Origin of the sequence: Streptomyces sp. NPDC002935, assembly GCF_040611295.1 — a bacterium.
Classification (GTDB): domain Bacteria; phylum Actinomycetota; class Actinomycetes; order Streptomycetales; family Streptomycetaceae; genus Streptomyces.
The window spans coordinates 137,681-159,391 of sequence record NZ_JBEXNW010000016.1 but is presented as its reverse complement, the minus strand read 5'-3'; the positions used below and the strand labels follow the sequence as shown (position 1 = coordinate 159,391).

Sequence of the window (21,711 nt, the reverse complement as noted above, 5' to 3'; positions counted from 1 at the left end):
ACGGTCGTCGCAAGAACGAGCGACGGTCCGCCCGGTGACGGACTGTCAGGTGGGCCGTCGGACCCGTCGGACCCGTCGGACCGTCAGAGCAGGGTCAGCTGAGTCGGCCCGGGTGCTCCGGGCGTCACGGAGGCCGTGGGCTCGGGGGCGGTGATCCGGCGCGGCATTCCCGCGCGCGTGGGACCGATGCCGTACTCCTGTGCCAGCTCGTGGACCTGACGGGTGATCCGGCGCTGGTACCACTTGGGCGCGTAGGCGCCCTCCGCGTACAGCCGTTCGTAGCGCGGTACGAGGTGGGCGTGGTGGTGCTCCAGCCAGGCCATGAACCACTCGCGGGCGCCGGGCCGCAGATGCAGGACCAGCGGGGTCACCGAGGTGGCTCCCGAGGCCGCGACGGCCCGTACGGTGGCGCGCAGTTGAGCGGGGTGGTCGCCCAGGAACGGGATCACGGGGGCCATCAGGACGCCGCAGCCGATGCCGTGGTCCGTCAGCGTGCGGACGACGTCCAGGCGGCGCTCGGGGGCCGGTGTGCCCGGCTCCACGGTGCGCCACAGCTCGGTGTCGGTGAAGCCCACGGAGACCGAGATCCCGACGTCGGTGACCTCGGACGCCTGCCGCAGGAGGTCGAGGTCGCGCAGGATGAGCGTGCCCTTCGTCAGGATCGAGAAGGGGTTCGCGTGGTCGCGCAGGGCCGCGATGATGCCCGGCATGAGCCCGTACCGGCCCTCCGCGCGCTGGTAGCAGTCGACGTTGGTGCCCATCGCGATGTGCTCGCCGAGCCAGCGGCGCGAGGCGAGCTGGCGGCGCAGCAGCTCCGGCGCGTTGACCTTCACCACGATCTGCGAGTCGAAGTCGAGCCCGGTGTCGAGGTCCAGATAGCTGTGCGTCTTGCGGGCGAAACAGTAGACGCACGCGTGCGAACAACCGCGATACGGGTTGACCGTCCACTCGAAGGGCATGCGGGAGGCCCCCGGTACCCGGTTCACGATCGACCGCGCCCGGATCTCGTGGAACGTGATCCCTCTGAACTCCGGAGTGTCGAACGTTCGCGTCGTGACCGCGTCCGCGCCGAACAGGGCGGCGTCCCGGGCGGGGCCCCCGGCGGGGTCCGCTGTCAGGTTCTCCCAGCGCATGGCGCCTCCTAGGTAGCACTGGACAGAGAATAGAACACATGTTCCCTTGATCGTGCGACCCTGTATCCCGTGGCACCCCGTCGGTGCCGCCCGCACCCCGCGGGGACCCCGATTTGGGCGGCCAGGGCGCCGGGTGGTTGGCTGGCCGCACACCCCCGAGGAACGAAGTGCTGGAGGAAGTGCCATGGCGCAGGTCGAGGCCACGACGGAGCGGGTCATCGCGGCGGACGCGGAGGCGGTGTTCGACGCCCTGGCCGACTACAGCGGCACGCGCCCGAAGCTGCTGTCCGAGCACTTCAGCGAGTACGAGGTCCGCGAGGGCGGCGACGGCGAGGGCACCCTCGTCCACTGGAAGCTCCAGGCCACCAGCAAGCGCGTCCGCGACTGCCTCCTCGAGGTGAGCGAGCCCACCGACGGCGAGCTCGTCGAGAAGGACCGCAACTCCTCCATGGTCACCACCTGGCGCGTCACCCCGGCCGGCGAGGGCAAGTCGCGGGTCGTCGTCAGCAGCGTCTGGAACGGCGCGGGCGGCATCGGCGGCTTCTTCGAGAGGACCTTCGCGCCCAAGGGCCTCGGCCGCATCTACGACGCGCTGCTCGCCAACCTCGCGACGGAGACCGAGAAGTAGGTCCCCGGGCCGGGACCGAGGTGCGGCCCCGGGGTGGTGACTTGACGGACGCGTCCGTCAAGAGGCCGCGCCCGAGGGCGTGTTGTGCCCCTCACCGTTTCGAGTGGATCTCCCGGTCGCGCGACGGTACGCCGTAACTCGTCGCGCTTGCTCGCAGTTGTCGCGATTAGCGGGAATTGTGCGGTGGGCGCGACGAGGGGAGCGGTACGTGGGCGGGATCACTCTGGTGCAGGACGAGCCGGCCGTCGTACCCCCGCCCGAGGCGGCTCCGGCGGCCCCGGAACCCGCCGGACTGGCCCCGCGGCAACTGCGGTTGGTCTTCGGCGGGCTCATGACGGCCCTGCTCCTCGCCGCGCTCGAGCAGATGATCGTGGCCACCGCGCTCCCGAAGATCGTCGGAGAACTGCACGGCCTGGACAAGATGTCCTGGGCGATCACCGCCTATCTGCTCACCTCCACCGTCGGGCTCCCGGTCTACGGCAAGCTCGGCGACCTCTACGGCCGCAAAGGCGTCTTCCAGTTCGCCATCGCCGTCTTCGTCGTCGGCTCCGCGCTCGCCGGACGGTCACAGACGATGGACCAGCTCATCGCCTTCCGCGCGGTCCAGGGTGTCGGCGCCGGCGGCCTCATGATCGGCGTGCAGGCGATCATCGCGGACATCGTGCCGCCGCGCCGACGGGGCCGCTTCATGGGGCTCATCGGCGCCGCGTTCGGTCTCGCCTCGATCGCGGGACCCCTGCTGGGCGGCTACTTCACGGACCACCTCTCGTGGCGGTGGTGCTTCTACATCAACGTGCCCTTCGGCCTCGTCACCCTGGCCGTCGTCACCGTCGTACTGAAGCTGCCGAAGCCCGCCGCCCGAGGGCGTGTCGACGTCCTCGGAGTGCTTCTCCTCGCCGCCGCGTCGACCTGCCTGATCCTGCTGACCAGTTGGGGAGGCACCGAGTACGCCTGGGGCTCACGGGTCGTCCTCGCGCTCGTGGCGGGCGCGGTCACCACGACGGCGCTCTTCCTCGTCGTCGAGCGCTTCGCGGTCGAACCCCTCATCCCCCTGCGGCTGTTCAGGGACGGCGTCTTCAACGTCACCGCGCTGGTCGGTCTCGTCGTCGGAGTCGCTCTCTTCGGCGCCGCCGGATACATCCCGACCTTCCTGCAGATGGTCGACGGGGCCGGTGCCACGGAATCGGGGCTCCTGATGCTCCCCATGATGGGCGGCATCGTCGTTGCCTCCATCGTCTCCGGGCAGCTCATCAGCCGCACCGGCCGCTACAAGGTGTACCCGGTCCTCGGCACCGCCCTCGCGGCCGTCGGCATGTGGCTGCTGTCCCGCCTCGACGCCGGAACTCCCCGGCTGCACTACAGCGTCTGGATGGCGGTCCTCGGCGTGGGCATCGGCATGGTGATGCCGGTCCTGGTGCTCGCCGTGCAGAACTCCGTGTCTCCGGCCGACCTCGGCACCGCGACCAGCGCCAACACCTACTTCCGGCAGATCGGCGGCAGCGTCGGCGCCGCCGTCTTCGGCACGCTCTTCGCCTCCCGGCTGGCCGACGCCCTCGCCGACCGCCTCCCCGCGCGCGGGGGCGCCGGGACCCCGGACGCCGAATCCATCACCCCGCAACTCGTCCACGCGATGCCCGCCGCCCAGCGCGACCAGTACATCGGCGCCTACGCGGACGCCATGCCGCGGATCTTCCTCTACCTCGTGCCGGTACTCGTCCTCGGCCTCTTCGTCGCCTTCTTCCTCAAGGAGAAACCGCTGGTGTCCCACAACGCTCCCACCGCCGACCCGGAGGCCGCGCGGGTGAACGCCCCGATTCCGCAGGCCCGTTCGGGGTACGCCGCCGGAATCCCCGTCTGCGGCACGGTGCAGCACCCCGACGGCACCGTCGTGGCCCGCGCCGCGCTCACCCTCATCGACGTCGGGGGACAACAGATCGGGCGGGGCGCCAGCGCGGAGGACGGCCGGTACGCGCTGTCGACGCCCGGCGCGGGCTCGTACGTACTGATCGCCGCGGCCGGGGGACACCAGCCGCAGGCCGTCTCGGTGACCGTCGGCGAACGCCCGGTGGAACTCGACGTCGTTCTCGGCGGCGCGGGGCGCCTCGCGGGCAGCGTGCTGACCGCGGACGGCACCCCGGTGCGCGAGGCCACCGTCACCCTCACCAACGTGCACGGCGAGGTGGTGGCCACCACCCGCAGCGGACGCGAGGGCGGCTATGTCATCACGGAACTGGTGGCCGGCGAGTACACCCTCGCGGCCGGCGCGCCCGCGTTCCGGCCGGCCGCGCTCCCGGTGACCGTCCAGGCCGCCCGGGAGACCCGACAGGACGTCGAACTCGCCGGTGGCGCCGTGCTGCGCGGCACCGTCCGGGCGGGCGGCGGACGGCCCGTCGAGGACGCGCGCGTGACGCTCCTGGACGCCGCGGGCAATGTGGTGGACACCCTCACCACCGGCCCTGACGGAACGTTCCGGTTCGTCGATCTGTCGTCCGGCGAGTACACCGTCATCGCGGCGGGCTATCCACCCGTGGCCACGGTGCTCCAGGTCGCCGGGGGCGGCCGGACGGAGCGGGACCTGCAACTGGGGCATGAAGACTGACGAGGACTGACGAGGACTGACGAGGCCTGACACGGCGGGAGCTGCAACCGGGGCACGAAGGCCGGCGCGAACTGGCACGGACCGACACACACACCGACACACACCGACACACACCGACCCGACGCCACATGCGACCCGGACGTGCGGGGCCGGGCTGACCGGATCCACCGGGCACCGAGGGGCGCGCCGCGCGCCGGAGCCGCCCCCGCGGAGGCCAATTCCCCTATTGGCACACATCGCGACGGGCCGTCGCCGTACGGTAGTGGAGGCGGCACAGATCTTGCGGAGCCGTGGGGAGAGAGGGCCTGGGCCATGGACCGTGGCACCGAAGTGGGCGCAGCTCCCAGCCCCGGAGCTGGGAACGGCAGGGCGGAGCACGCCGCGGCCGGCCGCATCCCACTGGCCGTGGTGATCGTGGACCGCGACGGGCTCGTCTCGCACTGGAGCAGCGGCGCGAGGCGTTTGTTCGGCGCGTCCAAGGAAGAAGCGCTGGGCCGCCACGCCGTCGACCTGCTCCCCGTCTCCGGCGCGCTCCCCGAGGACACGGACGCGGCCCCCTTCGGGAACGTCGCGGCGTACGACGGACTCGGCCCCGGCCTGGAGTCCTCGCTGGACGGGCGGCTCTCCTACCCGGCCGCCGGACGCGCCCGGCTCACCGCGGCGGGTCCCGACCGGATCGATGTCCTGTGGTGGGCCTATCCCCTGGTGGGCCCCGGCCGGGAGCGGCTGCTCGTACTCGCGGCCGACGCCGCCGCCCTGCGCCACGAGGACGACGACGTCTCCTTCGAGCGCCTCGCGCCCGGCTTCGCGCTGCACACCGATTTCCCCGGCGCCGAGGAGCTGGCCCGCCGGCTGCCCGAGATCCTGCCCAGCATGAGCGTCGGCGAGAGTGCCCGCATCGTCGCGCAGGTCCTGGAACTGGGCTATCCCGTCCTGGAGTTCAGCCAGAACGACCGGGTACCCGTCACCCCCGACTGGGGCGTGCCCCGGCGCGCCGAACGCAGGGCGCGCCGTGAGCGGGCCGCCCGGGAGGCGGCCTCCGGCGCGCCCGTGACACAGGACGTCCCGGACGAGGGCGAGGACCTCGAGTACGTCGCCGTGCGCGAGCGCCTGGAGTTCCTGAACGAGGTCAGCGGGCGCATCGGAACCTCCCTCGACCTGTCGCAGACCATCCTGGAGGTCAGCCGGGCCGTCGTGCCGCGCTTCACGGATGTGGCGGGCACCTACCTGCGCGAGCAGGTCGTCGCCGGTGAGGGCTTCCCCGACGGCGTGCCCGACACCACCACCATGTGGCACCGCGTCGCCCTGGAGCACACGGACGAGCCGGGACGCTGGGACGACGTCGTGCCGGTCGGCGAGGCCATGCCCTTCCCGGCGCACACGCCGTTCTTCCAGTGCATGACCACCGGTGAGCCCGTCCTGGTGCCGCGCATCAGCGAGCAGATGGGGCACATGATCGCCGCGCAGTTCGAGAAGCGCGACATCAGGCCGCTCATCACCCACCGCTCCATGCTGGTCGTGCCGCTGAAGGCCCGCAACGTGGTGCTCGGGTTCATGATCCTGCTGCGTCACCCGGAGCGCGTCGAGTTCAACGACATGGACCGCGTCACCGGCGCCGAACTGGCCGCCCGCGCCGGCCTGGTGCTGGACAACGCACGCATGTACACCTACCAGGAGAGCGTCGCAGAGACCCTCCAGGACAGCATGCTGCCGACCATCGCGCCCCGCATGGCCGGCTGCGACATCGCCACCCGCTATCTGCCGGGCACGCTCCTCGGACGGGTCGGCGGCGACTGGTTCGACTCGGTGAAACTGCCCGGCTCGCGCACCGCCCTGGTCGTCGGCGACGTCATGGGCCACGGCCTCAACTCCGCCGCGATGATGGGCCAGTTGCGCACCGCCGTCCAGACCATGGCCGCGCTCGACCTGCCGCCCGCCCAGCTTCTGCGCACCCTCGACGACCTCGCCCAGCGTCTCGGCGACACCTACCTCGCGACCTGCCTCTACGCCGTCTACGACCCGATCGCCGGCGAGCTGCACATCGCCAACGCGGGCCACATCCCGCCGGTCCTCGTCCGCGCCGAGGACGGTCGCAGCGAGCTGCTCGAACTGCCGACGGGCGCGCCCATCGGGGTCGGCGGAGTGCCCTTCGAAGCGGTCCGCGTGCGAGTGGCGCCCGGCGACCGGCTCGTGATGTGCACCGACGGGCTCGTCGAGGTGCGCGGGGAAGACATCGGTGTCGGCCTCGCCACCCTCTGCGAATCCGCCGCCCACCCGGCCGCCTCCATGGACCACGCCTGCGACACCATCATCCGCTCGCTCAACACCCGCGGCGGGCGCAAGGACGATGTCGCCCTCCTGATGGCCCGGCTCAACGGCATCGACTCCGAGGACGTAGCCGTATGGCGCCTCGCGCTCGACCCGATCGAGGTCGGCAGGGCGCGCGCCGTGGTCCGCGAACAGCTGCGTGCGTGGGGCCTCACCGGTCTGGCGGACAACGCCGAGCTGATGGCCGGCGAGCTCGTCACCAATGCCGTACGGCACGCGCACAGCCGCGGGATCGAGTTGCGGCTCGTGCGGGGCGACACCCTGCTGTGCGAGGTCGACGACGACGACCACACCCTCCCGATACTGCTCAGCGCGGGCCCCGGCGACGAGTTCGGCCGCGGCCTGCGGCTCGTCAGCGCGCTGTCCCGCGAATGGGGAGCCAGCCGGACCGGCGCGGGCAAGACCGTGTGGTTCGAACTGCCCCTCCCACGAGGCTGAATTCGCTCCAGCGACACGCCGACGTGACCCCGCGAAGGTGACTCGTTCCCGCGACGCCGACGCGCACCTGTGACGTCCGTCCCGCAGGGTCACCGTCCGGAAGCCGTCACGCCGATACGTCCACGTGGCGCCCGTACGGCAGGAGGCGGGCCCGGCGCGCGAGGGCGTACCGGGTTCGAATGAGGGGTGAAGGAATGTGCCATCGGCTTGTCGCCGCACGCCGGGCGCGATAGACCGATCAGGCCCGCCGGGTGCCGTCGGGCGCGGTCGCGACCCCGGGAGCGGGCATGAGCGTGAGCAGTCGGTACAGCGGAGCCTGGGAGGGCTTCTGGCGCGAGGCCCCCGAGGAACAGGGCGAGGTCTTCTGGGACGCCGAGCCCGCGCTCACGGCCGCGGTCCACCTCGCCCTCTTCGAGCCGCACTTGACGGCACCCGACCTGCCGCTCGTGGACGTCGGCTGCGGCAACGGCACCCAGACCCGCTTCCTCGCCGACCGTTTCCCTCGGGTCGTCGGCACCGACCTCGCTCCCGCGGCGCTCGACCACGCCCGCAACGCCGACCCGGCGGGCAGGGCCCGGTACCGGCAGCTCGACGCGGCGGACAAGACCGAGACCGAGACACTGCACGCGGAGCTCGGCGACGCCAACGTCTATATGCGGGGCGTGCTCCACCAGGCCGAGCCGGACGACCGGCAGCCGCTGGCGGACGGCCTGGCCACTCTGGCGGGCGAGCGCGGCCGGGTCTTCCTGGTCGAGCTCGCCGAAGCCGCCGGCGCAGTGCTGCGGGGGCTGGCCCAGAGCCCGGACGGCCCTCCGCCCAAGCTGGCCCCGGTGTTCCGGCACGGCATCGCGCCGGGCGAGGTCGCGGACGCGGCGGTCCCCGCCTACCTGCGCGCGGCGGGCCTCACCCTCCTCGCGAGCGGCGAGCTCCCGCTCATCACGACCGAGCACGCGCCGGACGGCACACGGATCGAACTTCCGTCGAAGTGGCTGGTGGCGGGACGCCCCGGGTGACACCAGTGGTCTGGACCGGTGAGAGTTGTCCACAGGCTCTGCCGGGTCCAGGCCGAAGCGCGTACGGTTTCGGGCATGAAGATCCTCATCAGCGCCGACATGGAAGGCGCCACGGGTGTGACCTGGCCGGCCGACGTGCTGCCGGGGACTCCGCAGTGGGAGCGGTGCCGCGCGCTGTTCACCTCGGACGTGAACGCGGCGGTGCTCGGCTTCTTCGACGGCGGCGCCGACGAGGTGCTGATCAACGAAGCCCACTGGACCATGCGGAACCTGCTGCTAGAGCGGCTCGACGAGAGAGCGGAGATGCTCACCGGGCGGCACAAGTCGCTCTCCATGGTCGAGGGCGTGCAGCACGACGACGTGGACGGCATCGCCTTCGTCGGCTACCACGCGGGAGCGGGCATGGAAGGCGTCCTCGCACACACCTACCTGGCGAACTCCATCACGGGGGTATGGGTCAACGACACACGCGCCAGCGAAGGGCTGCTCAACGCCCACGTCGTCGCCGAGTACGGCGTGCCGGTCGTGCTGGTCACCGGCGACGACGTGGCGTGCGAGGACGCCCTGGGATACGCGCCGGAGGCACTGAAGGTCGCCGTGAAGGACCATGTCTCGCGGTACGCGGCGGTGTGCCGCACACCGGCCAGGACCGCCGCGGACATCCGGGCCGCGGCCAAGGAGGCGGCGGCGCTGGCGGTGCGGCACGAGCCGGTCGTCGGCGGCCCCTTCACCGTCGCCCTGGAGTTCGACGCCGAGCACCTGGCGATGGCCGCCACCGTCGTACCCGGTGTCGGCCGCGTCGGGGAGCGGAAGATCGCGTACACCAGCGACACCATGTACGAGGGGATTCGGACCTTCAAGGCGGTCACCACGATCGTCTCGGCCGCGGTGGAGGAGCAGTATGGCTGACGCACGGGCACTCGACGAGGTCGTTCGGTTCACCTCCGACCTCATCCGGATCGACACGACCAACCGGGGCGGCGGAGACTGCCGGGAGCGCCCGGCCGCCGAGTACGCCGCCGCCCGGCTGGCCGAAGCGGGCCTCGAACCCACACTCCTGGAGCGCGTCAAGGGGCGTACGAACGTCGTCGCCCGGCTGGAGGGCACCGACCCGTCCGCCGACGCGCTGCTCGTCCACGGTCATCTGGACGTGGTGCCCGCGCAGGCCGAGGACTGGAGCGTCCACCCATTCTCCGGTGAGATCCGTGACGGCGTCGTCTGGGGACGGGGCGCCGTCGACATGAAGAACATGGACGCGATGATCCTCGCTGTCGTCCGGGCCTGGGCGCGCGAGGGGGTACGACCCCGGCGTGACCTGGTCATCGCCTTCACCGCCGACGAGGAGGCGAGCGCCGAGGACGGCTCGGGCTTCCTCGCCGACGAACACCCCGAACTCTTCGAGGGCTGCACCGAGGGCATCAGCGAGTCGGGTGCGTTCACCTTCCACGACGGCAGCGGCCGGCAGCTCTATCCGATCGCGGCGGGCGAGCGCGGCACCGGCTGGGTCAAGCTCACCGCACGCGGGCGGGCCGGGCACGGCTCCAAGGTGAACCGGAGCAACGCGGTGACCCGCCTCGCCTCCGCGATCACCCGCATCGGCGCCCACGAGTGGCCGCTGCGCATCACCCCGACCGTGCGGGCCGCCCTGACCGAACTCGCCGCCCTGTACGGCGTGGACGGCGGCCTGGACGACTTGGACGCCCTGCTGCGCAAGCTCGGCCCGGCCGCCGCGCTCGTCGAGCCGACCGTCCGCAACAGCGCCAACCCGACCATGCTGAGCGCCGGTTACAAGATCAACGTGATTCCGGGAGAGGCCGTCGCGTACGTGGACGGCAGATACCTGCCCGGCGGCGAGGACGAGTTCCGGTCGACACTGGACCGGCTCACCGGGCCCGACGTGGAGTGGGAGTTCCATCACCACGAGGTGGCCCTCCAGGCGCCGCTGGACTCGCCGACCTACGCGAGGATGCGCGCGGCCGTCGAGGAGTTCGCACCCGAGGGTCATGTCGTGCCGTACTGCATGTCGGGCGGCACGGACGCCAAGCAGTTCTCCCGCCTCGGCATCACCGGATACGGCTTCGCGCCGCTGAAGCTTCCGGAGGGCTTCGACTACCAGGCACTGTTCCACGGAGTCGACGAGCGCGTGCCGGTCGAGGCGCTCCACTTCGGCGTCCGCGTTCTCGACCGCTTTCTGCGTACGGCCTAGGGGGGACGAGATGCAGACCTTGTCATATGGTTCATGGCCCTCGCCGATCGACGCGACGCTCGCCGCCGCGCACGACGGGCATCCCGAGTTCGTGGGTTTCGTCGGCGACGAGGTCTGGTGGACCGAGCCCCGGCCGACCGAGGGCGGGCGCCGCACCCTGGTCCGGCGGAAGGCGGACGGTATGGAGGAGCCGGTGCTCCCGGCGCCGTGGAATGTGCGCAGCCGTGTCATCGAGTACGGCGGTCACCCCTGGGCGGGAGCGATGCGCCCCGAAGGCCCGCTGGTCGTCTTCGTCAACTTCGCCGACCAGCGTCTCTACCGCTGTGAACCCGGCGGTGTGCCGCTCCCGTTGACCCCTCTGTCGCCGGTGGGAGGCGGACTGCGCTGGGTGGACCCGCAGATGCGGGTGGAGCACGGCGAAGTGTGGTGCGTCATGGAGGAGTTCACCGGGGACGGACCCTGCGACGTACGGCGGGCCGTCGTCGCGGTGCCGTTGGACGGATCGGCGGCGTACGACCGGGACGCCGTGCGGGAACTGTCCGACGGACGGCACCGGTTCGTCACCGGGCCCCGGCTCTCGCCCGACGGCCGGCAGGCGGCCTGGCTCGCCTGGGACCACCCGCGGATGCCGTGGGACGGCACCGAGGTGATCCTCGCGGACGTCACCGAGGACGGCGAACTGTCCGACCCGCGGCCCGTCGCGGGGGGCCCGGAGGAGTCCGTCGTACAGGCCGACTGGACGGCCGCCGGCACCCTGCTCTACGTCAGCGACCGCACCGGCTGGTGGAACCTCCACCGGCTCGGCGCCGACGGCGAGCCGAGCGTCGTCTGTCCGCGCGAGGAGGAGTTCGGCGGCTCCCTCTGGAAGGTCGGCTACCGCTGGTTCGCGCCCCTGGAGACCGGCCTGGTCGCCGTCGTGCACGGACGGGGCACCACCGCGCTCGGGATACTGGACACGGAGACCGGAGAGCTCGTCGACACGGCCGGCCCCTGGACCGAGTTCGCGCCGACGCTCGCCGTGCACGGCAGCAGGGTCGTGGGCGTCGGAGCCAGCCCCCGCAGCGCCCACGAGGTCGTCGAACTGGACGCCAGCACCGGGCGGGCCCGGGTGATCGGCGCCGCGCACGACGACCCGGTCGACCCCGCGTACTACCCGGAGCCCCAGATCCGCGCCTTCACCGGCCCCGCCGGACGCGAGATCCACGCGCACATCTACCCGCCGCACCACCCCGACCACGTCGCCCGCGGCGACGAACTCCCGCCGTACGTCGTATGGGTGCACGGTGGCCCCACCAGCCGGTCGCCCCTCGTCCTCGACCTGGAGATCGCCTACTTCACCTCACGCGGCATCGGCGTGGCCGAGGTCAACTACGGCGGATCGACCGGCCACGGACGGGAGTACCGCAACCGGCTCCGCGAACAGTGGGGTGTCGTCGACGTCGAGGACTGCGCGGCCGTCGCCCTCGCGCTCGCCGAAGAGGGCACCGCCGACCGGCGCCGGCTCGCGATCCGCGGCGGCAGCGCGGGCGGCTGGACCACCGCCGCCTCCCTGGCCACCACCGACGTCTACGCCTGCGGCACGATCCTCTACCCCATCCTCGACCTCACCGAATGGGCCTCGGGGGAGACCCACGACTTCGAGTCGCAGTACCTGGAGTCGCTCGTCGGTCCGCTCGCCGAGGTGCCGGGCCGGTACGCGGACCGGTCGCCCTCCGCGCACACCGACCGGATCACCGCGCCCTTCCTGCTGCTCCAGGGACTCGACGACGCCATCTGCCCGCCCGTGCAGTGCGAACGCTTCCTGGCCGCTCTCGAAGAACAGGGCCGCCGTATCCCGCACGCCTACATCGCCTTCGAGGGGGAGGGCCACGGCTTCCGGCGCGCCGAGACGATGGTGCGGGTCCTGGAGTCTGAACTCTCCTTGTACGCCCAGGTCTTCGGACTGAACCCGCCCGGCATTCCCACCCTGGAGCTGACCAAATGAGGCCGCCACCCACCGGGGACAGGACCGGACGGAGCCCTTCGCGAGCCTGGACGCCGGACGAGAGCGACCGCATGGACCAAGAGGAACTGGAGCAGTACGCGTGACCCGAACGACCGCACCGATCACCCCCCTGACCCGACCCGCGCGGCTCGCCGCCGGGGCAGGAGTCGCCGTCGTCGCGACCAGCGGGCCCGTCCCCGAGGAGCGGCTCGGGGCCGGCCTCGACATCCTGCGCGGCTGGGACCTCGACCCCGTCGTGGCCCCCCATGTCCTGGACCGGCACTCCGAGTTCGGCTATCTGGCGGGGACGGACGCGGACCGGGCCGCCGACTTCCAGGCGGCCTGGTGCGACCCGGACGTCGCCGCGGTGCTGTGCGCCCGCGGTGGCTACGGCGCTCAGCGCATGGTCGACCTGCTCGACTGGGACGCCATCCGGGCGGCAGGACCCAAGATTCTCCTCGGGTTCAGCGACATCACGGCACTGCACGAGGCGTTCGCGACGCGGGTAGGGCTCGCGACCCTGCACGGGCCGATGGTCGCGGCCGTCGACTTCCTGAAGAACACCCGTGCGCAGGAGCACCTCCGGGCGACCCTGTTCGAACCTGAGTCGGTGCGGACCATCGCCTCCGGCGAAGCCGTCGCACTGGTGCCCGGGAAGGCACGCGGTGTCACGCTCGGCGGCTGCGCGAGCCTGCTGGCCGCGGACCTCGGCACACCGCACGCCCGTGCCTCCGCCCGGGGCGGGCTGCTCCTGATCGAGGACATCGGCGAGGAGGCCTACCGGCTGGACCGGATCCTGACGCAGCTGCTGCGCGCCGGCTGGTTCGACGGGGTGGCCGGGGTCGCGCTCGGCTCATGGGTGGACTGCGGACCGTACGACGGACTGCGCGCGGTGTTCGCCGACCGGCTCGGCGGGCTCGGAGTGCCGGTCGTCGAACACTTCGGGTTCGGGCACGCCGAGGGGGCGCTGACGATGCCGTTCGGGCTCCGGGCCGAACTCGACGCGGACGCGGGGACACTGACACTGGACGAACCCGCGCTGGCCTGAAAGACGTGGTCGCGCCCGGCTCGGGGTCACCCGGAGGATGCTCCCGTCGCGCGAAGCGGCGGCTTTTGGATCACGCTGAGGGCATGAGCCCGAAGACCTCCCAGAGCGCCGACGCGAGCGGCGGCAAGGGCCCCCGAGAAGGGCCGCTGACGCCGGCCAGGGTCGTCGTCGCCCTGCTCGCCGTCCTCACCCTGATCTTCGTCTTCGAGAACACCCGCAGCACCAAGATCCGGCTGCTCGCCCCCGAGGTGACCATGCCCCTGTGGCTGGCGCTGCTCGGCACCGGGCTGATCGGCGCGCTGTGCGGTGCGTACGCCGCGCGCCGCAGGCGCTGACAGCGGGCTCACGTAAGGTGACGGGATGGCTGAGAACCCCGCTTTTCTCGCCGAAGGCCCTCGCGTGGGCATCCGGCACTTCACCCTCGAGGACGGTGCGGAGTTCACCGCACGGGCCAGGGAGAGCAAGAGCCTCCACCAGCCGTGGCTCTTCCCGCCGGGCAGCGTCGACGCGTACGCCGTATACGCGGGGCGGCTCATCGAGGACCCGACCAAGGCCGGGTTCCTGGTCTGCGAACGGGACGGCGGGGGGATCGCCGGCTTCATCAACATCAACAACATCGTCGAGGGCGGCTTCCTGTGCGGTGCCCTCGGCTACGGCGCCTTCGCGCACGCCGCGGGGCGCGGGCTGATGACCGAGGGACTCGACCTCGTCGTGCGCCACGCCTTCGGGGAGATGGGCCTGCACCGGCTGGAGATCAACGCGCAGCCCGGCAACACCGGGTCGATCGCGCTCGCCCGGCGCTGCGGCTTCCGGCTCGAAGGGTTCTCGCCGGACTTCATCCACATCGACGGTGCCTGGCGGGACCACGAGCGGTGGGCGATCACCGCCGAGATGGTCGCGTCCCGCTGACGACCGCGCGGGTAAGTGCCATTCGAGTGAGGGCACTTACCCACGAAGTTTCGGTGCGCCCGGCTGCCCGGGGCACCCTTCCCCGGTGCGGTCCGCCCGGGTGAGGATGAGCCCATGCGGAACATCGTCGTGCTCGACGCTCCCTCCAACCTCGGTCTGCGCCCGCCCGCGCCCGGCACCGTCCCCGGCTGCTACAAACTGGCCGGCGCGCTGCGTGAGCAGCGGATCGTGCAGCGGCTCGGCGCGCTGGAGGGCGGCGTGGTCGTGCCGCCGCGCTACGACCGGGGCGACTGGCAGGAGGGCGACGGCGTCTTCAACGCGGCGGCCATCGCCACCTACACCCGCGCACTCGCCGATCGCGTCGAACGCCATGTCCGCGCCGGAGATCTCCCCGTCGTCCTCGGCGGCGACTGTTCCATCCAGCTCGGCGCGTCCCTCGCCCTGCGCCGCATCGGCCGCTTCGCGCTGGCCTCCATCGACGGTTCGGCCGACTTCCGGCATGCCGGGAACTCCGACCGCGTCGGCGCGGCCGGGGGCGAGGAACTCGCCATCGCCACCGGTCGTGGTCAGGACGACCTGTCCGACATCGAAGGGCTGCGGCCCTATCTGCGGGACGAGGACGTACGGCTCTTCGGCATCCGCGACTACGACGACGAGCGCGACGAACTCGCCGCGCTGAAGATCCCCACGACGACCGTCGGCGACCTGCGAACCTGGGGCGCGGACGCGACCGCGCGGGCCACCCTCGGAACCCTCGAACTCCCGCACCTGGACGGCTTCTGGGTGCATCTCGACGCCGACGTGCTCGATCCGACCGTGATGCCCGCCGTGGACAGCCCGGACCCCGACGGCCTGCTCCCCGACGAACTCCTCGCGCTGCTCGGCCCGTTGGTCCGCTCCCCGCACTGCGTCGGCCTCAACGTCACCATCTACGACCCCGACCTGGACCCCGACGGCACCGCGGGAGCGCTCCTCGCGGACCTGGTCGTCGGCGCCTTTGCGGAATCCTGACCTGATTCTGACGAGCGGATACCCTGGTCAGCAGGCCGATGACCATGTTCCATGGTCATCGTGACGACGATCCGACGTGACGTACTGACCCTCCCGGCCGCGGAATTGGGCCCGAGCAACCCGCTGCCGCCCCTGCGGACCCTCGACGAGATGCACACCATCGACGACCGCGACCGCGTCGGCCTGCCGAGCGACATGGCCCGGCAGATCGGGTACGAGCCGCTGCGCAGCGTGCTGCCGGAGCGGATACGGGACGGTTATGGGCGAGAACGGCCGCTCCGTGAACTCGACACGATCGTGATCGAGAACGACCGGCTGCGCGCCACGGTGCTGCCCGGCTTCGGCGGTCGTATCGTCTCGCTCTTCCACAAGCCCTCCGAGACGGAACTCCTCTACAGCAACCCGGTGCTCCAGCCGGCCTGCTTCGCCCTCAACGGCGCCTGGTTCTCCGGCGGCATCGAGTGGAACATCGGCGCCACCGGGCACACGACCCTGTCGTGCTCACCCGTCCACGCCGCCCGCGTTCCCGCCCCCGACGGCGGCGAGATGCTGCGGCTGTGGGAGTGGGAACGGTTGCGTGACCTCCCCTTCCAGGTCGATCTGTGGCTGCCGGAAGGCTCCGACTTCCTGTATGTCGGCGTCCGCGTCCGCAACCCGCACGAGAAGCCCGCCCCGCTGTACTGGTGGTCCAACATCGCGGTCCCCGAGGAGCGCCGGGTGCTGGCCCCGGCCGAGGAGGCCTGGCACTTCGGCTACGAGCGACGGCTGCGCAGAGTGCCCGTGCCGACGTACGACGACATCGACCGGACGTATCCGCTGAGCAGCACCTTCCCCGCCGACTACTTCTACGAGGTGCCCGACGGGCGGCGCCGCTGGATCGCCGCGGTCGACGACACGGGCGAGGGGCTGGTCCAGACGTCGACCGACGCGTTGCGCGGGCGCAAGCTGTTCGTCTGGGGCTCGGGGCCCGGAGGGCGGCGCTGGCAGGAGTGGCTCACCGAGCCGGGGACCGGCGGGTACTGCGAGATCCAGGCCGGGCTCGCCCGCACCCAGCTCGAACACGTACGGCTCGAAGCCGAGAGCGACGTCTCCTGGCTGGAGGCGTACGGGCCGCTCTCCGTGAGCGCGGAGACGGCGCACGGGGCGGACTGGGAGGCCGCGCGGGCGGAGGTCGAGGGCCGGCTGGAGAGCGCCCTCTCCCGGGACTCGGTCGACGCCGCGTACGCCGCCTGGCTGCCGCACGCCGACACGGAGCCCGGCGAGGTGCTCGCCGCCGGATCCGGCTGGGGAGCCCTCGAAGTGCTCCGCGCCGCCCACAAGTTGCCCGGCACGCCCTTCGACGAGAGCACACTCGGCGACGACCAGGCGCCGTGGCGGGAACTGCTGCGGTCCGGCGCGTTCCCGGAGCCCCGGCGGGTCGGACCGCCCGGCGAGACACTCGTGGCGTCGCACTGGCGCGACATGCTGGAGACGGCCCCCGCCGTACCGATCGCCGAGTACCACCTCGGAGTCGCCCAGTGGCATGCCGGTGATCTCGCCCAGGCCGTGCGGAGCTGGGAGCGTGCGCTCGAACTCGCCCCGTCCCTCTGGCCGTTGCTGCGCTGCCTCGCCGTCGCCGACCAGGAGACCGGCAACCATGAGCGCGCCGCCGACCGGTACACCGAGGCCTTCGACGACCTGTGCCGGGAGCGGCGCGACGACGGGGAACGGTGGACCGCCGCCACCGCGGCGCTCGGCCGCGAGGCCATCGAGGCGCTGCTGACGGCCCGCCGCCCGGCGGACGCGCGTGCCGTGTGGGAACGACTGCGCCCCGGAACCCGGGACCGTGGCCGGTTCCGCCTCGTCGAGGCCGAACTGCTGCTCGCCGAGGGCCGCCGCGAGGACGCGCGGGCGATCTTCGACGCGGGCTTCGAGGTCGCCGACCTGCGGGAGGGAGCGGAGACGATCGGCCGTCTGTGGTCCCGGCTCAGTGACGAGCCCCTGCCGGCCCGCTACGACTTCCGCATGCGGCCGCCGTCCACGCCCTGATTCCACCGCGCTCACGGTCCCGGGTGCTCCGCCGCACGGCGCGGCACCCGGGACCCGGCACGCTTCAGCCGCGGCGGTCCGCGTACTCGTACACCGACCCGTCCGGATGCACGGCGATGAGGTTGCGGCCCCCGGGTGTCTCCACCGGGCCCGCGATCACGCGGGCGCCCAGGTCGCTGAGGACCCGGCCGGTCTCCTCGACGTCCTTGACGGCGATGGTCGCCGCGACCTTGCGCAGCACATCGAGTTCGGACTCGGGCCCGCTCATCAGCAGAAAACAGCCGATCGCGGCGACCGACACACCGCCGCGCTCGAAGCGGAGCGCTCTGCCGCCCGCGAGCCGTTCGTAGAAGGGGACCGCAGTCTCCAGGTCGTCGACGCAGACGCGCAGCGTGGCTCCCAGAATCTCCATACGGACGAGCCTAGTTGGGGGCGGCCGGAGGAGGAGATCGTTTCGGACGATCGCCGCCGTCCGGCGGGGATCGTCCGGCGGGGATCGTTCGGGACGATCGCCACCGCCGCGCGCGCTTCGCGCCGGCCCCCCGGTCCGTGGCGCCCGCGCCGTGCTGGGACCTTCCCGCGGCCCAGGGCGCCCGTGCCGGGGTCGGGGCGGGCCGCGTACCGGTGCGAAACGCCGGGGGTGCCCGTGTTTGGGCCCCTCGGTGAGGGGGACGCGGAAAGCCCCGAACGACGAGCGACACCGTCAGAGGAGCACCGTGAGTCGACCCCGCATTCTGATCGTCGGCGCCGGCTTCGCCGGGTACCGGACGGCCCGCGTCCTGTCCCGGCTGGTCCGGCACAACGCCGACATCACTCTGCTGAACCCGACCGACTACTTCCTGTATCTGCCGCTGCTGCCCCAGGTCGCCGTCGGTGTCCTGGAGCCACGCCGCGTCACCGTCTCGCTCTCCGGCACACTGCCCCACGTACGCCTCGTGCTCGGCGAGGCGCGGCCCGACGGGGTCGATCTCGACGCGCGCACCGTCCGCTACACCGGCCCGGAGGGCGACAGCGGCACACTCTCGTACGACCGTCTCGTCCTCGCCGTCGGCAGCGTGAACAAACTGCTGCCCGTACCCGGTGTCGCCGAGCACGCCCACGGTTTCCGAGGGCTGCCCGAAGCGCTCTACCTACGGGACCACGTGACCCGGCAGATGGAACTCGGCGCCCTGTCGGACGACCCGAAGAGCCGCACCGCGCGCCGCACATTCGTGGTCGTCGGCGCCGGGTACACCGGGACCGAAGTGGCCGCCCAGGGAAAGCTGTTCACCGACGCGCTGGTGCGCAAGCGGCCGCTGCGCGAAGGGGCGCGACCGCGCTGGCTGCTGCTCGACGTCGCCCCGCGCGTGCTGCCCGAGCTGGACGAACGGCTCTCGCGCACCGCCGACCGTGTACTGCGGCAGCGGGGTGTCGACGTGCGCACCGGGACATCGGTCGAGGAGGCCACCCCCGACGGAGTCCGGCTCAGCGACGGGGAGTTCGTCGAGACGCGGACCCTGGTGTGGTGCGTCGGCGTACGACCCGATCCGCTGGTCGAGGGGCTCGGGCGGCCTCTTGAGAGGGGGCGGCTCCTCGTCGATCCGCATCTCCAACTGCCGAGCCACGCCGAGGTGTTCGCCTGTGGGGACGCGGCGGCGGTGCCCGACCTGGAGAATCCCGGCCGGTACACGCCGATGACGGCCCAGCATGCCTGGCGCCAGGGGAAGATCGCCGGCCGCAACGTCGCCGCCTCGCTCGGTATCGGCGAGCGCCGCGCCTACCACCACCGCGACCTCGGTTTCACCGTCGACCTCGGAGGCGTCAAGGCCGCGGCCGATCCGCTGGGCATCCCGCTGTCGGGGCCGGCGGCCGCAGCCGTCACCCGCGGCTACCACCTCGCCGCCCTGCCCGCCAACCGCGCCCGTGTCGCGGCCGACTGGCTCCTGGACGCCGTACTGCCCCGCCAGGCCGTGCAGTTGGGCCTGGTCCGCTCGTGGTCGGTGCCGCTGGACACCGCCTCGCCCGAATTGGCGAGGGTCGCCGGAGCACCCGGAGCACCCGGAGCACCCGGAGCACCGCAAGCGCCTGAAGCGCATGAAGCGCCGGCGGCGACTGAAGCGCCGGCGGCGACTGAAGCGCCGGCGGCGACTGAAGCGCCGGCGGCGACTGAAGCGCCGGCGGCGACTGAAGCGCTGCCAGCGCTGCCAGCACCGGCAGCGACTGAAGCGCCCGACGCGCCTGGAGCCCAGGGGGCACCCGGCGCATCGGACGCGTCGGACGTACCTGGCGCCGACCGTGGTCGCCCGAGCCGTTCGGGGGCCGCGAGCCGCTCGGAAGGAGCATCATGAACACCCGCCAACTCATCGATCTGGCCCAGCAACTACGTGTCGACAGTGTGCGAGCCGTCGACGCCGCGGGCTCCGGACACCCGACGTCGTCGATGTCCGCCGCCGACCTGATGGCGGTCCTGCTGGCCAACCATCTGCGCTACGACTTCGAACGACCCCAGCACCCCGGCAACGACCGCTTCATCCTCTCCAAGGGCCACGCCTCACCGCTGCTGTACTCCGCGTACAAGGCGGCCGGTGCTCTGAACGAGGCCGAACTGCTCACCTTCCGCAAGGCGGGCAGCCGGCTCGAAGGGCATCCGACGCCCCGGCGGCTGCCCTGGGTCGAGACCGCCACCGGATCGCTCGGCCAGGGACTGCCCGTCGCGGTCGGTGTCGCGCTCGCCGGCAAACGGCTCGACCGCACCGGATACCGCGTCTGGGTGCTGTGCGGCGACAGCGAACTGGCCGAAGGCTCGGTGTGGGAGGCCGCCGAGCACGCCGGGTACGAGCACCTCGACAACCTCGCCGTGATCGTCGACGTCAATCGCCTGGGCCAGCGCGGGCCGACCCGGCACGGACACGACCTCGACGCGTACGCGCGCCGGTTCCGGGCGTTCGGCTGGCACACCGTCGAGGTCGACGGCCACGACGTGGACGCGATCGACCGCGCCTTCACCGAGGCGGAGTCCACCGGCGGGCAGCCCACCGTCGTCCTCGCCCGCACCCTCAAGGGCAAGGGCGTGGCATCGGTCCAGGACCGCGAGGGCCTGCACGGAAAACCACTGCCGGACGCCGATCAGGCGATCGCCGAGCTCGGCGGTGTGCACGACCGGCGGGTGGACGTCCGACAGCCCCCCGCCGCACGGATGTTGCACGCCGTGCGGTCCGGACACGTCGACCTGCCGCGGTACGAGACCGGCGACGAGATCGCCACCCGGGACGCGTACGGACAGGCGCTCGCCGCGCTCGGCACCGCCCGCGGCGACATCGTCGCCCTGGACGGCGAGGTCAGCGACTCGACGCGCGCCGAGTTCTTCGCCAAGGAACACCCCGACCGCTTCTTCGAGTGTTACATCGCCGAGCAGCAACTGGTCGCCGCCGCCGTCGGCATGGCCGCGCGGGGCTGGGTGCCGTACGCCTCGACCTTCGCGGCCTTCCTCACCCGGGCCCACGACTTCCTGCGGATGGCCGCCGTCAGCGGCTCCGGCATCAACCTCGTCGGCTCGCACGCGGGCGTCTCCATCGGCCAGGACGGGCCCTCGCAGATGGGACTGGAGGACCTGGCGATGTTCCGGGCCCTGTACGGCTCGACCGTGCTGTACCCGTGCGACGCCCACCAGACCGCGAAACTCGTCGCCACGATGGCCGACCTGGAGGGCATCCGCTATCTGCGCACCTCGCGCGGTGGCAGCCCCGTCATCTACAGCGCCACCGAGGAGTTCCCCGTCGGCGGCAGCAAGGTGCTGCGCGCGTCCGGCGCGGACCGGCTGACGCTCGTCGCCGCGGGCGTCACCGTCCATGAGGCCCTGGCCGCCGCCGAGGCACTCGACCGCGAGGGCATCCAGGCCCGCGTGATCGACCTCTACTCGGTGAAGCCGGTGGACCGCGCGACCCTGCGTGAGGCCGCCGCGGAGACCGGCTGCCTGGTCACCGTCGAGGACCACCGGGAGGAGGGCGGCATCGGGGACGCCGTGCTCGACGCCTTCACCGACGGCCGCCCCGTGCCCCGCCTGGTGCGCCTCGCCGTCCGTACGATGCCGGGCTCCGCGAGCCCGGCCGAGCAACTGCGCGCCGCGGGCATCGACGCCGAGTCGATCGCGACGGCGGCCCGGCTGCTGGTGGAGACGGCCGTGGTGCGCTGACCGGAGAGCGGAGGGCACCATGGTCAGTACGCGGACGGTGCGGGCCGGCTTTCGGACCCCACCGACGGCGCCGGCCGGTCTGTCACGCTCCGTGCGCGGGCGGGCGGCCGCCGGGCACCGTCGGCGCGGGCTCGCCATACCCAACCCGACCGGCAGGAAAGGTAGTTGGCGTGACCGGCTCGCGTGACCGGATTGCGGGGCCGGGGCGTGTGGAC

The 21,711-nt window shown here is 72.3% G+C and carries 16 protein-coding genes; 14 read left to right on the top strand and 2 right to left on the bottom strand.

The annotated features are described in order from the left end of the window. Positions 1 to 83: 83 nt before the first annotated feature. Positions 84 to 1,133 carry an Rv2578c family radical SAM protein gene (locus ABZX90_RS22875; protein WP_355207462.1) on the bottom strand — a complete coding sequence of 350 codons (1,050 nt, stop codon included), beginning with the start codon at positions 1,131 to 1,133 and terminating at the stop codon, positions 84 to 86. Between the two features lie 184 nt (positions 1,134 to 1,317). On the opposite strand from ABZX90_RS22875, the gene ABZX90_RS22870 reads away from it, so the two are divergent. The 12 genes from ABZX90_RS22870 (at position 1,318) to ABZX90_RS22815 (ending at position 17,325) form a co-directional block, all read left to right on the top strand. Next, a complete protein-coding gene (locus tag ABZX90_RS22870) occupies positions 1,318 to 1,761 on the top strand; it encodes an SRPBCC family protein (protein ID WP_351129204.1) in 444 nt (147 codons plus the stop codon). A gap of 208 nt (positions 1,762 to 1,969) precedes the next feature. After that, positions 1,970 to 4,360: an MFS transporter gene (locus ABZX90_RS22865; RefSeq protein ID WP_355207459.1), complete on the top strand. Its 2,391-nt coding sequence runs from the start codon at positions 1,970 to 1,972 to the stop codon at positions 4,358 to 4,360. 312 nt (positions 4,361 to 4,672) lie between these two features. Then, positions 4,673 to 7,126 (top strand): SpoIIE family protein phosphatase, encoded by a 2,454-nt coding sequence (locus ABZX90_RS22860; RefSeq protein WP_351129208.1) that lies wholly within the window; start codon positions 4,673 to 4,675, stop codon positions 7,124 to 7,126. A gap of 287 nt (positions 7,127 to 7,413) precedes the next feature. Beyond that, positions 7,414 to 8,139, top strand: a complete 726-nt coding sequence (locus tag ABZX90_RS22855; RefSeq protein ID WP_351129210.1) for a class I SAM-dependent methyltransferase — start codon at positions 7,414 to 7,416, stop codon at positions 8,137 to 8,139. A gap of 75 nt (positions 8,140 to 8,214) precedes the next feature. Next, positions 8,215 to 9,048: a M55 family metallopeptidase gene (locus ABZX90_RS22850; protein WP_351129212.1), complete on the top strand. Its 834-nt coding sequence runs from the start codon at positions 8,215 to 8,217 to the stop codon at positions 9,046 to 9,048. Then, positions 9,041 to 10,345, top strand: a complete 1,305-nt coding sequence (locus ABZX90_RS22845; protein ID WP_355207454.1) for a M20/M25/M40 family metallo-hydrolase — start codon at positions 9,041 to 9,043, stop codon at positions 10,343 to 10,345. The genes ABZX90_RS22850 and ABZX90_RS22845 overlap by 8 nt, the downstream gene beginning before the upstream one ends. Positions 10,346 to 10,355: 10 nt before the next feature. Beyond that, a complete protein-coding gene (locus ABZX90_RS22840) occupies positions 10,356 to 12,329 on the top strand; it encodes a prolyl oligopeptidase family serine peptidase (RefSeq protein WP_355207451.1) in 1,974 nt (657 codons plus the stop codon). Between the two features lie 121 nt (positions 12,330 to 12,450). Then, entirely contained in the window at positions 12,451 to 13,377 is a 927-nt protein-coding gene (locus tag ABZX90_RS22835) for an LD-carboxypeptidase (protein ID WP_355207543.1), read from the top strand. Positions 13,378 to 13,460: 83 nt separating this feature from the next. After that, positions 13,461 to 13,712: a DUF1049 domain-containing protein gene (locus ABZX90_RS22830; RefSeq protein WP_351129219.1), complete on the top strand. Its 252-nt coding sequence runs from the start codon at positions 13,461 to 13,463 to the stop codon at positions 13,710 to 13,712. 25 nt (positions 13,713 to 13,737) lie between these two features. Next, positions 13,738 to 14,286 carry a GNAT family protein gene (locus ABZX90_RS22825; RefSeq protein ID WP_351129221.1) on the top strand — a complete coding sequence of 183 codons (549 nt, stop codon included), beginning with the start codon at positions 13,738 to 13,740 and terminating at the stop codon, positions 14,284 to 14,286. A 114-nt stretch (positions 14,287 to 14,400) separates the two neighbouring features. Beyond that, positions 14,401 to 15,297, top strand: a complete 897-nt coding sequence (locus ABZX90_RS22820; RefSeq protein WP_355207447.1) for an arginase family protein — start codon at positions 14,401 to 14,403, stop codon at positions 15,295 to 15,297. 51 nt (positions 15,298 to 15,348) lie between these two features. Further along, the gene (locus ABZX90_RS22815) at positions 15,349 to 17,325 is read left to right on the top strand and encodes a DUF5107 domain-containing protein (protein ID WP_355207444.1); all 1,977 of its coding nucleotides are present in this window, start codon (positions 15,349 to 15,351) and stop codon (positions 17,323 to 17,325) included. A gap of 64 nt (positions 17,326 to 17,389) precedes the next feature. On the opposite strand, the gene ABZX90_RS22810 is transcribed toward ABZX90_RS22815, so the two are convergent. After that, entirely contained in the window at positions 17,390 to 17,737 is a 348-nt protein-coding gene (locus ABZX90_RS22810; protein ID WP_351129229.1) for a VOC family protein, read from the bottom strand. 304 nt (positions 17,738 to 18,041) lie between these two features. Here ABZX90_RS22810 and ABZX90_RS22805 point away from each other — a divergent pair, with 304 nt between their 5' ends. Beyond that, the gene (locus tag ABZX90_RS22805) at positions 18,042 to 19,652 is read left to right on the top strand and encodes an NAD(P)/FAD-dependent oxidoreductase (protein ID WP_355207441.1); all 1,611 of its coding nucleotides are present in this window, start codon (positions 18,042 to 18,044) and stop codon (positions 19,650 to 19,652) included. Then, entirely contained in the window at positions 19,649 to 21,496 is a 1,848-nt protein-coding gene (locus ABZX90_RS22800; RefSeq protein WP_351129234.1) for a transketolase, read from the top strand. Before ABZX90_RS22805 ends, ABZX90_RS22800 begins: the two co-directional genes overlap by 4 nt. Positions 21,497 to 21,711: the final 215 nt, after the last annotated feature.

Excerpts from the sequence above, each read along its gene's own strand:
- ABZX90_RS22875 (WP_355207462.1), bottom strand. The coding sequence starts at position 1,133 with ATGCGCTGGGAGAACCTGACAGCGGACCCCGCCGGGGGCCCCGCCCGG.
- ABZX90_RS22870 (WP_351129204.1), top strand. The coding sequence starts at position 1,318 with ATGGCGCAGGTCGAGGCCACGACGGAGCGGGTCATCGCGGCGGACGCG.
- ABZX90_RS22860 (WP_351129208.1), top strand. The coding sequence starts at position 4,673 with ATGGACCGTGGCACCGAAGTGGGCGCAGCTCCCAGCCCCGGAGCTGGG.
- ABZX90_RS22855 (WP_351129210.1), top strand. The coding sequence starts at position 7,414 with ATGAGCGTGAGCAGTCGGTACAGCGGAGCCTGGGAGGGCTTCTGGCGC.
- ABZX90_RS22850 (WP_351129212.1), top strand. The coding sequence starts at position 8,215 with ATGAAGATCCTCATCAGCGCCGACATGGAAGGCGCCACGGGTGTGACC.
- ABZX90_RS22845 (WP_355207454.1), top strand. The coding sequence starts at position 9,041 with ATGGCTGACGCACGGGCACTCGACGAGGTCGTTCGGTTCACCTCCGAC.
- ABZX90_RS22840 (WP_355207451.1), top strand. The coding sequence starts at position 10,356 with ATGCAGACCTTGTCATATGGTTCATGGCCCTCGCCGATCGACGCGACG.
- ABZX90_RS22830 (WP_351129219.1), top strand. The coding sequence starts at position 13,461 with ATGAGCCCGAAGACCTCCCAGAGCGCCGACGCGAGCGGCGGCAAGGGC.
- ABZX90_RS22825 (WP_351129221.1), top strand. The coding sequence starts at position 13,738 with ATGGCTGAGAACCCCGCTTTTCTCGCCGAAGGCCCTCGCGTGGGCATC.
- ABZX90_RS22820 (WP_355207447.1), top strand. The coding sequence starts at position 14,401 with ATGCGGAACATCGTCGTGCTCGACGCTCCCTCCAACCTCGGTCTGCGC.
- ABZX90_RS22815 (WP_355207444.1), top strand. The coding sequence starts at position 15,349 with ATGGTCATCGTGACGACGATCCGACGTGACGTACTGACCCTCCCGGCC.
- ABZX90_RS22810 (WP_351129229.1), bottom strand. The coding sequence starts at position 17,737 with ATGGAGATTCTGGGAGCCACGCTGCGCGTCTGCGTCGACGACCTGGAG.
- ABZX90_RS22800 (WP_351129234.1), top strand. The coding sequence starts at position 19,649 with ATGAACACCCGCCAACTCATCGATCTGGCCCAGCAACTACGTGTCGAC.